Origin of the sequence: Paenibacillus uliginis N3/975, assembly GCF_900177425.1 — a bacterium.
In the GTDB taxonomy this organism is placed as follows: Bacteria; Bacillota; Bacilli; order Paenibacillales; family Paenibacillaceae; genus Paenibacillus_AQ; species Paenibacillus_AQ uliginis.
The window spans coordinates 650,458-663,783 of record NZ_LT840184.1; the positions used below are offsets into that span (position 1 = coordinate 650,458).

Genomic DNA, 13,326 nt, shown 5'->3' on the forward strand with positions numbered 1-13,326 from the left:
CGATAATAATCCTATATTTATGGGATGTTTATCGTTTAGTCTGACCGTAGTTAAACAAAAAAATTGCAAAATAAAAGATGCCCTGTTAAGCTGTAATGAATTAGTTTTTGATGTTGATTTATTTTTGAAATAGAGGTGGTAAGAGCTGTGAATGAAGAAGTGATCAAAGAGATTGCGATGAAACATTTCATTTTATATGGATATGAAGGAACCAAGCTGGCCAAAATCGCGGAAGAGGCTGGCATCAAGAAGCAATCTCTATATCACTATTTTAAGAACAAGGATGAACTGGTCCTTAAGATGAATGAGGAAGCTATAGAAGAAGAAATTGAATTCCTGAAACGTTACTTTAGGGAGAAATCGACCAAACCACTGAATGAGATCTTGGTAACCTTTCTTATAGACTATAAAAAGCGTTATCTGTCAAATGACAATTTGTCGTTTATGCTTCTGATGGCATTTATGCCGCCTGCCCATCTATGTCAGGTGTTTCAGCCCAGCTGCCGAAATTATTATTCGCATCTGGAGCTGCTGTTGGAAAGAATCTTTATCGAGCACAAGGATGTTATTCGAGTCTCCCCGGAAGATGCGGCAGTGTCGTTTGTTATGTTTATGGACGGGGTCGTGGTACAGCTTTTTTATGAAACTCCGGAAGCCTTTGATAAGGTTTTGCGGATCTCTTGGGATATTTATTGGAGAGGGCTCTCCTGTGGATAAGTGTTGTTCGGAATATTACTGAAGACAGCCTCCTTCTGGCAGAGCATCTTGTCTTTTGTACTCTAGTTAATCTAAGAATGAGGTTAAAGATATGAATATCAAGCAAAAAGCACCATTAATTTTATTGTTAACGAATTTATTTATCGCTTTTCTAGGCATGAGTCTTGTCATTCCGATTATGCCCACCCTCATGAAAGAGCTTCATTTCTCCGGTGAAATCATGGGGTATCTCATCTCACTGTTTGCCATTGCCCAGCTTGTTACATCTCCTATCGCGGGGATTTGGGTAGATCGATTTGGCAGAAAAAAACTGATTGTTATCGGATTGTTTTTGTTTTCCGTTTCTGAGTTGATTTTTGCAGTGGGCAGCAATGTATGGATACTTTTCCTATCCAGAATACTGGGAGGGATTAGTGCCGCGTTAATTATGCCGGCGGTTACCGCGTTTGTGGCTGATATTACAACGATGGAGGAAAGACCTAAAGCACTCGGATACGTTTCTGCATCGATCAGTATGGGCTTTATCATCGGTCCGGGAATTGGCGGATATGCTGCCGAGTGGGGAATCCGGGTTCCATTTTTCCTGGCAGCTGCTGTTGCTTTGAGTGCGGCGATTTTTTCACTCTTTATGTTAAAGGAGCCGTTATCTCCGGAGCAGTTGCAGATTAACAAAGGGAAAAAAGCGAAAATTAACATTTTTGAAGAGTTAAAAAAATCTACGCATTCTGTTTACTTTATCCCGTTTATTATTATTTTCGTTCTATCCTTTGGACTGTCCGCATTTGATACCGTATTCGGTCTGTTCGTGGATTCCAAGTTCGGTTTTACACCTAAAGATATAGCAACGATTCTTATCGTAAGTGCGATCCTGGGAACCATTGCCCAAATCTTCTTATTTGGTAAGCTTGTTCAGATGTTCGGGGAAAGAAAGCTGATTCAGATGTTTTTATTGGTCTCCGCTGTATTCCTGATTATCTCTATCTTTGTCAGAAGCTATTGGCTGATTTTAGGTACAACCTTTGTGATGTTCCTCGCCTTTGATTTGCTGCGTCCGGCCTTAACGACGTTGCTGTCCAGAATGGCAGGGGAGGATCAAGGGTTTGTTGCCGGAATGAACTCGACCTATACGAGCTTTGGTAACATTATCGGGCCTCTTGCTGGAGGCATGTTATTTGATTGGAATATTAATTTTCCGTATACCTTCGCAGCGCTCATGCTTCTCATTGCCTGGACGTTTTCGGTGAAGTGGAAAGAGAAGCCGGCAGCTTCCGAAGCAGTTTATTCCACAGCAAACGAATGATTATGTACAACACGCGGTTTCTGCCGGTGAAAGCGGGGAAGAGATCGCTTATATAAAACGATACTAAAAAGGCTCCTGAGCAATCAGGAGCCTTTAGTTTAAGCTGGTACTTATAGATACTGTTGTTGCATTTTATGCTTTTTGAACCGCCGGAGCCTTGTCTGTGTTTAGTTCTTCATCAGGCTGCGCACGTTTGATGAATATGGCCAGCAGGAACGCAATCACGATGATCCCGGCGGATACGAGGAATGAATCGTTGATTCCTTCTATGGTACCCTGAGCAGTAATTTGCTGTGTTAATGTTTCGAGTTCTGCTGCTGAAGGCTTGGAGGTCAGCTTCGACATGGCCGATTCCATCATCGTTTCAATATGCGTTTTCGTGCGGGTTGACATAACAGTGACGAGCAGTGCTGTACCGATGGCACCGGATACTTGGCTCAGGGTACTGTTCATAGCTGTACCGTGAGGAGTAAATCTCATAGGCAGTTGATTCAACCCGTTTGTCATGATCGGCATCATGACCATGGACATCCCGAACATCCGGAAGGTATACATGAGGATTAGCGTATTGTATGACGTTTCAAGTGTCAACTGACTGAAAAAATAAGTAGTGACAACTGTAATGGTCAAGCCGGTTAAAGCCAGCGCCTTGGCTCCGAATTTATCGAACAGTTTACCTGTAATCGGGGACATAATACCCATAACGATCGCACCTGGAAGCATGAGCAATCCGGAGTCCATAGGTGAAATACCCCGAATGGATTGTAGGTAAATCGGCATGAGCAGCATGGCAGAGAACATGGCCATATTTACAGCAACAGAAATCACGGACGACAAAGCGAACATCGGGTATTTATACACCCGGAAGTCAAGCATTGGCTGCTTTAGTTTGAATTGACGGATAATAAAGAAGAACAGCGCGATAATACCGACAATAAGCGTGATATATACCTCGGAGTTGCTCCAGCCGCCCTTCTGGGTATCGCCGGCAGAACTAAAGCCGTACAAAATACCACCGAAACCGACACTGGATAGAACAATCGAAAGAACATCGAGGTTGATGGCGATCTTTTCTTTCTTGTCTTTCAGTTTGAAGAAAGCGAACAGCAACACTACGATTGCGATTGGCCAAATAATATGGAACAATAAGTTCCATTTATAATGCTCGATAATCCAGCCGGAGAGCGTAGGGCCAATGGCAGGGGCGAAGATCATGACGAGACCGAACATCCCCATCGCGCCACCGCGTTTTTCAACAGGAAAGCTGGTCAGCATTACATTCATCAGAAGCGGCATCATGATTGCGGAGCCAGAAGCCTGAACCATACGGCCAGTCAGCAGTACGGCAAAGGAAGGTGCAAATCCGCCCATGATCGTACCCAGTGCAAACAAACTCATGGCCACTAAGAACAAATGTCTGACCGAGAACCGTTGAATCAGAAATGCGGTTGACGGAATCATAATCCCGTTAACGAGCATGTAACCCGTTGTGAGCCACTGTACTGTTGATGGGCTGTCAATGTGAAATTCCTTCATGATCGAAGGGAGTGCAATGTTAAGTAAGGTATTGCTTAAGAGTGCGACAAAGGCACCTGTTAAAAGAATGGCTATAATTCCGAAAGGCGAGGTTGAGTGACTAGATCGCCCGTTAACATTTTCCATAATTTCTCCTCCAATAATTCAATTACTCTGAAATAATGCACTTAAGTTGGAAGGCGCCGGGTTCATCCCTCCTTCAATCACAACAATCCAAGTTATCTACATTATTTGTCCTAAATGATGCAAGAATACGCTTATGTTAATAAACATCTTGTTCATTAAAAGTCATGAAGTATATTATAATACACTTAATTCTCATTGCAATAAACAATTTGGGGGGAAATGTTATTTTCTGAACAAGTAGATGTTAAGTTGTCTAATATTTAAATATTTACATATGGTGGTGACGCTAAAATGAAAGAAAATGCCGTTGACAGAAGAATTGTTCGTACCAAGAAAGCTTTACGGGATGCGTTAACCGCATTAATGAAAGAAATTACATTTGATGAAATTACAGTAAGCGATTTAACGAGGAGAGCTGATATAAATAGAGGGACGTTTTACTTGCATTACCGGGACAAGTATGATCTGCTGGAGCAAAGCGAAGAAGAGATCATTGAAGGCATTCGGAGTATTCGGAGTCAAAAACAGCAATTAACGAAAGAGGATCTTCCCACTTTTGATTACATGAATGAACCGATGCCCTTTGTTACAGAGCTGTTTGCGTATGTAAAGGAAAACGCAGACTTTATGAGGGTTATTTTAGGCCCTAAGGGAAATCCAGCTTTTCATGTAAAGCTTAAAACAGTGATGCGCGACAATATGTCTCAGGGGATTTTAACACATCTGGATGAGGCCCAACTCATTGTTCCCATTGGATATATTTCAGCCTATGCCATTTCGGCACAGCTCGGCGTGATCCAGCACTGGCTGGACTCGGGCATGAAGGAGTCTCCGGAGGAACTTTCGCTCATTAATTCCAAACTGGTCTTTGGTAATCCCGCTACTATTTACAAAAAGTCCTAAGAGCGGTACAACGATTCGCCGAACGAAGAACGAACAGGATTACGTTGAGAAGGAGCATACGACGGATATTTCGCTCCACTTTACTGAAGAAAGTATAAGAGTCAGACTTTTGATACTTAGTCTAATTAGTTATATACTAAGCGATGAGCCTAAGTGATTGATATTATTCTATAACTTGGAGGAATTTGCAGATGAAAATCGTAGCTTTAGTCGGGAGCACCCGTAACAACTCCTACAACCTGAGATTGGCACAATATGTGCAGAATAAATATCAGGAGCAGTTGAATGTTGAAATTTTGAACCTGAAGGAAATTCCTTTTTATGATCAGGATATCGAGGTTAACCCTCCAGCAGCGGTGAAGGAGCTTGCTCATAAAGTGGCTGAAGCGGATGCTGTATTGTGGGTCACACCTGAATATAACTACTCTATTCCGGGTGTACTGAAAAATGCGATTGATTGGCTGTCACGCGGTGAGCGTGTGCTCGTAGGTAAACCTTCCTGGATTATGGGAGCTTCCATGGGAGGTTTGGGTACCGTTCGCGCGCAGCAGCATTTGCGTGATATTCTGTTCTCGCCAGGTGTTTCCTCTCCGCTGCTGCCAGGAAACGAAGTGTATGTCGGTCTGGTTCACGAGAAGATTGATGAAGAAGGAAATTTAAATCATGAAGCAACCGAGCTGTTCCTGGATGTAGTTGTTAACAACTTTGTGAAGTGGATGAAACAGCAGGAGGCAGCTAGCGCGGTTAAGTAAATATAGCGACATTTATGTACCATGGGGACCCTTTGCAGGGTCCTTTCTGTTTGTTATGAGAATAAAACGTTGAGAACATGTGCAAACGGGTAATATAAAGGATAAGTAACAATCTTTGTGAATACAAAAGGAGCTGATCGTGTGAACCGAAACTGTTTATCGATTTTCTTAAAGGAAATAGGGCCTGTGATTTATCAGGCTGAAGTTCGTATACGATGATTTCAATTGCTCTTATCGGTTCCATCATTGGAATTAACGTCGTATATGTATCTATCTTCACGCTTCGGTTGATCTTGATGATTAAAGGAAGAAGAGGCTTGGCTTCTTTTCTGTCCATGATTGAGGTTTTTGTCTATCTGATGGGTTTGAATCTCGTTTTGCAAAATGTGGACAACCCTTTTAATATGGCCGCCTATTGCCTTGGATTTGGCTTGGGTGTGTACATAGGAAGCCTTATAGAAGAATATTTGGCGCTAGGTTACCTTGTCGTTCAGGTTTTTGTAGATTCACTGGAGATGGAGCTGCCATCCAAGCTGCGTGAAAAAGGATATGGCGTCACATCGTGGACGGCTGACGGTAAAGATGGAAAGCGGCTTGTATTACAGGTACTGGTAAAAAGAAATAATGAAAGACGATTAATGGAAACACTGAAAAAGCTGTCACCGCATGCTTTCATCATTTCCCATGAGCCTAAAAGTTTTAAAGGCGGCTTCTGGGTTAGACTTACGGAAGGACGCAGATCATGAGCATGAACGAATTATAAACCGATACAGTTCCAATCGGCGGCTCTATATCGTAGAATAAAGAGTGTACTATCATAAAGGAGTGTGGGAACGATGGCTCGTACTAAAACTCAAAAGGCCATCCGCAAAGCGGATCGTGCCGGTAGCTGGTGTGCTGTAAGTATACGTAAGACGAATAAGGATTATGGTGCTCTGTCACAACATGTGAGAGTAAAGCCGACGAAACAGGAACAATTACAGAAGATCAAACACAAAAAGCGGATCGGAGACGATGGCGCTTTTTTTATTTATATGGATGTCGCTTTGCACTTCCCCAAGACTACTGCTATAGTACGCTAGAGAGGTTAGTCTTTAAGATGGAGGGGCTTTATGGCAAAGCAAAAATACTATGTTGTATGGGTGGGAAATCAGCCTGGAGTATATACAAGTTGGAGTGACTGCCAGCTGCAGGTAAACCAGTACAACGGAGCAAAATTTAAAGCTTTTGAATCGAAGGCAGAAGCCGAAAAGGCATATGCACAAGGCTGGAAAAGCTTCTGGGGGCAGCAATCTCAAGGGGGATCGGGTGCAGGCTCAAAACCGAAGAAAAACCGTACGACTGCCCCAGAGGAGCCTGGCGAAATCGATTATGACAGTATTTCCGTTGATGTCGGTACTCACGGAAATCCCGGGCCGGTGGAGTATAAAGGTGTGGATACCCAAACCGGAGATGTTATATTTTCCTGCGGTCCCATTCAGAAAGGGACAAATAATCTAGGTGAGTTCCTCGCCATCGTTCATGCTCTAGCCTATTTGAAGAAGATCGGCAGTACGAAGACCGTCTATAGTGATTCAGTGAACGCTATGAAATGGGTCAGACAGAAAAAGGCTGTCTCCACACTGCCGCGGGATGCGTCAACCAAGGAAATATGGGATCTGGTAGACCGCGCGGAACATTGGCTGAGGAATAATTCTTATCCAAATAAAGTGTTGAAATGGCAGACGAAGAGCTGGGGAGAGATCAAAGCCGATTATGGACGCAAGTAAAGCGTTCATGCACAGTTTATCCCCTGCTTGTGTGTAAATAGTTGAATAAATATACCCGAACGCTCCGGAATTAACCCGGGGTGTTTTTTTATGCACATGTGGATTAAATGGGGGGAAATCTATTTTTTGAAACATAAGGATCTGCTGTTCATAATATATGATGCGGCCTGCTCGGAAGGAGGATGATCCGCTCTGAAAAAGGTAAAAGTAAAAGCAATTATCCAAAGGAGGCCATCAGCTGCTAACTTAAAGCAATTAGCCTTTTTTGCCGCTGTATTGCTGGTCATCGCTGCATTAATAGGATTGTACATTGCGTGGGTCGAGTTAAATACTCCCGGTGCGACGGGAGAGCTGATTATTTAGACAATAAGTTTGGCAAGTGTCTCAAAAATTTAGCTTGGGTGCCGGGAATCAAGAGATTGGTTTCCGGCTAAGCTGCTAGATACCTGCGGAATTACATGAGGTGGATATGTGAATAAGTATTTTCAGATTAAGCGTATACACAAAGTTATGAACATCTTCGGGAGTCTGCTGTGATAAATAATCTGTTTTTGGACGTAGTTATACAGAGTTTGTGAACACAATGTGGAAAACATGTGGGATAACTTCCGAAGAAACAGCAAATAAAGCTCCAATTTGGGATAACCCAAGGAGTTTATTTAGATTTGACGCTGATGCTGTGGATAAGCCTAACGGCATCATTTTTATTATACACAAGTTTATGAACATATTAGAAATTTGCAGGAAAGATATTAGAATAACATGCCTTCCGGGTATGTGCAACCAAAATGTTATCCCCATATGGTAATTTCGGCCGGGTGGCAAACATTTATCCTTAAGGTATACATAAGGCAATTGCAGCTTTTTTGGAGAGGGACAGTAACCTGGAAGTATAGACGGCGGTGCTTGGAGAATCCGAACACGGTCTTACCGAAGGAGAAGCTGAATAAGACGGATGTATTAATCTGGTGGGAGCATATTGCCCATTATATGGTGACGAGGTGGTTGAGCGAGTCCGTTTGTGGGACCTGGACGGTATGGGGTTAATTGTACTTCATTCCGGCACCGGATGAGCTGGTGTTTATCTCTTGGTTAGCCGGCGGGGGGAAATATTCAGAAGCGGATGTTGTATCCTGCTTATCCACAGTGGATAAATGTGCAATTTTGAAATTTTCCATCCTGATTCGAACAACATCCCCTCCTTATTATGGAAGCGCTCGATATTTATACAGGAACCTTGTATAATGTATCCAATTCTTAATACTGAATGATGATTATGATTATAAAGTAGGTTGGATCAATGGATAATGATAAACAGCGTCTAAGCATCGAAGCGTCAAGACTGTATTATTTGTCGGATTTCAGCCAACAGGATATTGCCACAAGGCTTGGCGTGTCCCGTCCAACGGTCTCCCGATTGCTTCAGCATGCCAAGGAACAGGGTTATGTCCGGATCAGCATCGTTGATCCACTTGAAGATTTGGATGCGCTCGGTGAACAGGTGAAGCAGCGTTACAAGCTGGATCAGGTACTGGTCTGTTACAGTCCGCTGAATGAATACCGGGAAATACAGAAGCATATCAGTAAAAAAACAGCCGAATACTTGTATGAAACGGTGCAGGATGCCGATATCATCGGAGTAACGTGGGGAACAACCATGTATTCCGTCGCCTTGGAGCTTCAGCAAAAGCAGGTAAGAGGTGTTGAGGTTGTACAGCTGAAGGGGGGCGTAAGCCATTCCCATGTAAATACGTATGCGGCGGAAACCGTCAATCTGTTTGCAGATGCCTATCATACGATTGCTAGGTATTTGCCGCTGCCGGTCATCTTTGACAGCATTGAGGTGAAAAAGATGGTGGAGGAAGATCGGCATATCCAGCGAATCATCCAAATGGGCAAACAGGCGAACATTGCGGTCTTTACAGTGGGCACGGTACAAGAAGATACGCTTCTGTTCCGATTGGGTTATCTTAGTGAGAAAGAGCAAAAGCTGCTGCAAAGCACGGGCGCTGGAGATATCTGTTCCCGGTTTTTTGATGCTCAAGGAAACATATGCAGCGAGGTGATTAACAACCGGACCATTGGTATCGAGCTGGAGGATCTCCGGCACAAAGACAAATCCATTCTTGTTGCGGGAGGCCAGCAGAAGATTGATGCGATAAAGGCAGCCCTCATCGGAAGATATGCTAACATTTTGGTAATTGATCAATTTACGGCACAGGCGTTATTAGGTTAATAAGGACGGTATTAATAACAGAGCACCTCTATCCTAGATAGAGGTGCTTTTTTGTGTTGATTGTATCTGAAATGGAGCAAAGGAGCAGATTGAATATGTGTTTACGTTTTGCTGAACAGGGTATAGACATTAATATAAGGAGGATTTTTGGTTCCCAATAAATTCATGAATGATAACAAGTAAACAAGTGAAAAATGATATATATCATTGCCACAAAACCCCATGAACATAATTTCAATTGTTGTTTTACATATGTTCATAGCTATGATATGATGGAGCCGTTCAGAGATTTTAAGGTGTTTGAGAACGCTTTTATTAATGATAAATAAGGAGTGTCAAACAGATGAGTATAGCAGGAATGATAGATCATACGCTTCTGAAAGCGGATGCTGTGAAAGAGGATATTACGAAACTGACCGAAGAGGCGAAGAAATATAATTTTGCTTCCGTTTGTGTAAATCCGGCATGGGTTGCCTATTCAGCAGAACAGCTTGCAGGCACGAATGTAAAGGTTTGTACTGTAATTGGATTCCCTCTTGGAGCTAATACTCCGGCTGTTAAAGCTTTTGAAGCAAAGGATGCTATCGCAAACGGTGCTGATGAAGTAGACACGGTAATTAATGTTGGCGCGCTGAAGGAAAACAATGATGAGCTGGTATTGAATGATATCAAGGCTGTTGTTGATGCTGCTAATGGTAAAGCTTTGGTTAAGGTCATCATTGAGGCATGCCTTTTGACGGATGAAGAGAAGGTTCGCGCTTGTGAGTTGGCTGTTAAAGCAGGTGCTGATTATGTTAAAACGTCTACTGGTTTTTCCACAGGCGGAGCAACAGCAGTAGATGTAGCGCTTATGCGCAAGACGGTTGGCGATAAAGTCGGTGTGAAAGCTTCCGGCGGTGTACGCAGCCTCGAAGATATGAACAGCATGATTGAAGCCGGAGCTAGCCGAATCGGTGCAAGTTCAGGCGTGAAGATCATGGAAGGCGGACAAGATACATCATCTTATTAAACTTATCCCTGCCGATGAAGGAGGACTAACTCATGAAAGAAGAGTTGATTCAGGAAGCGATCGAAGCTAGGAAGCAGGCATATGTTCCTTATTCCGGGTTTCAGGTCGGTGCTGCAATCCAGACAGGCGGGAAGGTGTACCGGGGATGCAATGTTGAGAATGCATCCTACGGTCTCACCAACTGCGCGGAGCGCACCGCTATATTTAAAGCGGTATCCGAAGGGAATCGTAAGATTGATGCGATTGCCGTCGTAGCCGATACTGAAGGACCGGTATCCCCGTGCGGCGCCTGTCGTCAGGTGCTTGCCGAGTTTTGCGATAGTGACACTAAAATTTATTTAACTAATCTTCACGGGAACACGGAAGAGTGGAATATGTCCCAGCTGTTGCCAGGAGCATTCCAAGCGGAAGATATGGATAAAAAATAATCCATGTGCTAGGCACAATCACTGTATCCCAATAATGTAAGCGCTTAATGAAAATAATCACTGTAATTTTCAACAACTTAGAATTTCAAAATGCTCATCAATGGGGGAACATCTCATGAAATATTTAATCGCGATATTGGGGCTGCTTGTCGTATTCGGAATGGCGTTTCTGATTAGTAATGACAAGCGTAACATTCGTTACCGTCCACTGGCTGTCATGATTGTGCTGCAGTTAATTCTAGGATTTGCGCTGCTGAATACCAGCATCGGTGAATACATGGTCAAAGGTATTGCCAATACTTTTGAAGCTCTGCTCGGTTATGCAGGAGAAGGCATTAATTTTGTGTTCGGCGGTATAGCTAATGAAGGAGCGGGTCCGTTCTTCCTTAACGTGCTACTTCCGATCGTATTCATTTCGGCATTGATCGGTATATTGCAATACATCAAGGTTCTACCGATCATTGTGAAATATATTGGTATCGTATTGAGTAAAGTTAACGGTATGGGTAAGCTCGAATCTTATAACGCTGTGGCATCGGCGATTTTGGGACAATCGGAGGTATTTATTTCCGTTAAGAAACAGATTGCCCTTATTCCGAAACACCGGATGTACACCTTGTGTGCCTCCGCGATGTCTACAGTTTCGATGTCCATTGTCGGAGCATACATGACGATGATCGAACCGAGATATGTTGTAACCGCGCTTGTACTCAACCTGTTTGGCGGGTTCATTATTGCTTCCATCGTGAATCCTTACACCGTGCCTAAAGAAGAGGATATTCTTGAGGTACAAGAAGATGAGAAGCAGTCCTTCTTCGAGATGCTCGGCGAATACATTATGGACGGATTCAAGGTAGCCATTACGGTTGCTGCGATGCTGCTTGGTTTTGTAGCTTTGATCGCCCTGATTAACGGCGTATTCGACGCTATCTTCGGCATCTCTTTCCAGGAAATGTTGGGATTTGTGTTTGCTCCGTTTGCTTTTGTTATGGGTGTACCTTGGAAAGAAGCCGTCGATGCCGGCAGCATCATGGCTACGAAGCTCGTATCTAACGAATTTGTGGCAATGCTGGATCTGGCTAACTTTAAAGATATGTCAGAGCGTACTATCGGTATCGTCTCCGTGTTCCTCGTATCCTTCGCGAACTTCTCCTCAATCGGTATTATTGCCGGTGCGGTAAAGGGATTGAATGAGAAACAAGGGAATGTGGTTGCCCGTTTTGGATTAAAGCTGTTGTATGGCGCAACCTTGGTAAGCGTGTTGTCCGCAACCATTGCAGGATTGTTCCTGTAAAAAGCGAATGATATTGAATAACAGAAACTTGATCGTAATCTGAAATGGGGGAATATGGACATGGAGCAATTTAAACGGATTCACTTGATCGTATTGGACTCGGTAGGTATTGGCGAAGCACCGGATGCGGCTGCATTTGATGATGTAGGTTCCGATACGCTGGGACATATCGCCCACGAATGCGGTGGCCTGAACATGCCGAATATGTCAGCGCTTGGTCTGTCCAATATCCGTAAAATTGAAGGTGTGCCTGCAGCTGAGAAACCGCGTGCTTACTTTACCAAAATGCAGGAAACTTCCAACGGTAAAGACACCATGACTGGACACTGGGAGATCATGGGTCTTTACATTGATACGCCGTTCCGGGTGTTCCCGGACGGCTTCCCGGATGAGCTGATTACCCGCATCGAAGAAAAGACAGGCCGGAAGGTGATCGGCAATAAACCGGCCAGCGGTACGGAAATTATTGAAGAGCTCGGCGAGGAGCATGTAAAGACAGGTGCACTCATTGTGTATACCTCTGCAGATTCTGTACTACAGATTGCAGCACATGAAGAGGTTGTACCTTTGAAGGAATTGTATGAGATTTGTGAGTTCTGCCGTGAAATTACGCTGGAGGACCCTTACATGTTAGGACGCATTATCGCCCGCCCATTCGTAGGGGAGGTTGGCCAGTTTAAGCGGACGGCCAACCGTCATGATTACGCGCTTAAGCCATTTGGACGTACAACGATGAATGAACTGAAAGACGCTGGATTTGATGTAATTGCACTTGGGAAAATCTCCGATATTTATGATGGAGAAGGAATTACCGAGGGCATCAGAACCGTCTCTAACATGGACGGCATGGACAAACTGGTGGCCACCATGGATAAATCTTTTAACGGTCTAAGCTTCATAAACCTTGTCGACTTCGATGCTGTCTACGGACATCGCCGCGATCCGAAAGGTTACGGTCAGGCTCTGGAAGAATATGATGTACGTCTGCCTGAGGTGTTCGACAAAATGACGGATGATGATCTGTTGATTATCACAGCGGATCATGGTAATGATCCTACTTATAAAGGAACGGACCATACTCGTGAATATGTGCCGCTGCTCATATATTCCCCACGCTTTGCTGAAGGGAAGGAACTGCCACTCCGTAAGACGTTTGCGGATATCGGAGCTACTGTAGCCGACAACTTTGGTGTAACAAAACCTGAGTATGGTACGAGCTTTTTAAATGATCTCAAATAATATCAGAATGTGGAGGA

The 13,326-nt window shown here is 43.8% G+C and carries 14 protein-coding genes and 1 pseudogene; 13 read left to right on the plus strand and 2 right to left on the minus strand.

The genetic code is table 11. The annotated features are described in order from the left end of the window. Positions 1 to 147: 147 nt before the first annotated feature. Positions 148 to 717 carry a TetR/AcrR family transcriptional regulator gene (locus B9N86_RS02945; protein WP_208917696.1) on the plus strand — a complete coding sequence of 190 codons (570 nt, stop codon included), beginning with the start codon at positions 148 to 150 and terminating at the stop codon, positions 715 to 717. A 91-nt stretch (positions 718 to 808) separates the two neighbouring features. Continuing rightward, positions 809 to 2,017 (plus strand): MFS transporter, encoded by a 1,209-nt coding sequence (locus tag B9N86_RS02950; RefSeq protein ID WP_208917697.1) that lies wholly within the window; start codon positions 809 to 811, stop codon positions 2,015 to 2,017. A gap of 132 nt (positions 2,018 to 2,149) precedes the next feature. On the opposite strand, the gene B9N86_RS02955 is transcribed toward B9N86_RS02950, so the two are convergent. Continuing rightward, positions 2,150 to 3,679: a DHA2 family efflux MFS transporter permease subunit gene (locus B9N86_RS02955; RefSeq protein ID WP_208917698.1), complete on the minus strand. Its 1,530-nt coding sequence runs from the start codon at positions 3,677 to 3,679 to the stop codon at positions 2,150 to 2,152. Between the two features lie 291 nt (positions 3,680 to 3,970). On the opposite strand from B9N86_RS02955, the gene B9N86_RS02960 reads away from it, so the two are divergent. From B9N86_RS02960 to B9N86_RS30115, 6 genes and pseudogenes are all read left to right on the plus strand, one after another. Beyond that, positions 3,971 to 4,582, plus strand: coding sequence for a TetR/AcrR family transcriptional regulator (locus B9N86_RS02960; RefSeq protein ID WP_208917699.1), 612 nt, complete (start codon positions 3,971 to 3,973; stop codon positions 4,580 to 4,582). A gap of 191 nt (positions 4,583 to 4,773) precedes the next feature. After that, complete coding sequence (locus B9N86_RS02965) at positions 4,774 to 5,334, plus strand: NADPH-dependent FMN reductase (protein WP_208917700.1); 561 nt, start codon at positions 4,774 to 4,776, stop codon at positions 5,332 to 5,334. 215 nt (positions 5,335 to 5,549) lie between these two features. Continuing rightward, entirely contained in the window at positions 5,550 to 6,080 is a 531-nt protein-coding gene (locus B9N86_RS02970) for a DUF2179 domain-containing protein (RefSeq protein WP_208917701.1), read from the plus strand. Positions 6,081 to 6,170: 90 nt separating this feature from the next. Continuing rightward, a complete protein-coding gene (locus B9N86_RS02975; protein ID WP_208917702.1) occupies positions 6,171 to 6,416 on the plus strand; it encodes a hypothetical protein in 246 nt (81 codons plus the stop codon). Positions 6,417 to 6,446: 30 nt separating this feature from the next. Next, positions 6,447 to 7,103 (plus strand): ribonuclease H, encoded by a 657-nt coding sequence (rnhA, locus tag B9N86_RS02980; protein ID WP_208917703.1) that lies wholly within the window; start codon positions 6,447 to 6,449, stop codon positions 7,101 to 7,103. A 788-nt stretch (positions 7,104 to 7,891) separates the two neighbouring features. Beyond that, positions 7,892 to 8,167, plus strand: a pseudogene (locus B9N86_RS30115) (type 1 glutamine amidotransferase family protein); the annotation flags it as partial. On the opposite strand, the gene B9N86_RS30560 reads toward B9N86_RS30115, so the two are convergent. Next, positions 8,147 to 8,281: a hypothetical protein gene (locus B9N86_RS30560; protein WP_280175014.1), complete on the minus strand. Its 135-nt coding sequence runs from the start codon at positions 8,279 to 8,281 to the stop codon at positions 8,147 to 8,149. The pseudogene B9N86_RS30115 and the gene B9N86_RS30560 overlap by 21 nt on opposite strands. Before the next feature lie 122 nt (positions 8,282 to 8,403). Between B9N86_RS30560 and B9N86_RS02990 the strand changes: the two genes are divergently transcribed. The 5 genes from B9N86_RS02990 (at position 8,404) to deoB (ending at position 13,309) form a co-directional block, all read left to right on the plus strand. Beyond that, positions 8,404 to 9,339 (plus strand): DNA-binding transcriptional repressor DeoR, encoded by a 936-nt coding sequence (locus B9N86_RS02990; protein ID WP_208917705.1) that lies wholly within the window; start codon positions 8,404 to 8,406, stop codon positions 9,337 to 9,339. A gap of 343 nt (positions 9,340 to 9,682) precedes the next feature. Next, entirely contained in the window at positions 9,683 to 10,348 is a 666-nt protein-coding gene (gene deoC / locus B9N86_RS02995) for a deoxyribose-phosphate aldolase (RefSeq protein ID WP_208917706.1), read from the plus strand. A gap of 32 nt (positions 10,349 to 10,380) precedes the next feature. Next, the gene (locus tag B9N86_RS03000) at positions 10,381 to 10,776 is read left to right on the plus strand and encodes a cytidine deaminase (RefSeq protein ID WP_208917707.1); all 396 of its coding nucleotides are present in this window, start codon (positions 10,381 to 10,383) and stop codon (positions 10,774 to 10,776) included. A gap of 115 nt (positions 10,777 to 10,891) precedes the next feature. Then, a complete protein-coding gene (locus B9N86_RS03005; protein ID WP_208917708.1) occupies positions 10,892 to 12,070 on the plus strand; it encodes a NupC/NupG family nucleoside CNT transporter in 1,179 nt (392 codons plus the stop codon). 60 nt (positions 12,071 to 12,130) lie between these two features. After that, a complete protein-coding gene (gene deoB, locus B9N86_RS03010) occupies positions 12,131 to 13,309 on the plus strand; it encodes a phosphopentomutase (RefSeq protein WP_208917709.1) in 1,179 nt (392 codons plus the stop codon). Positions 13,310 to 13,326: the final 17 nt, after the last annotated feature.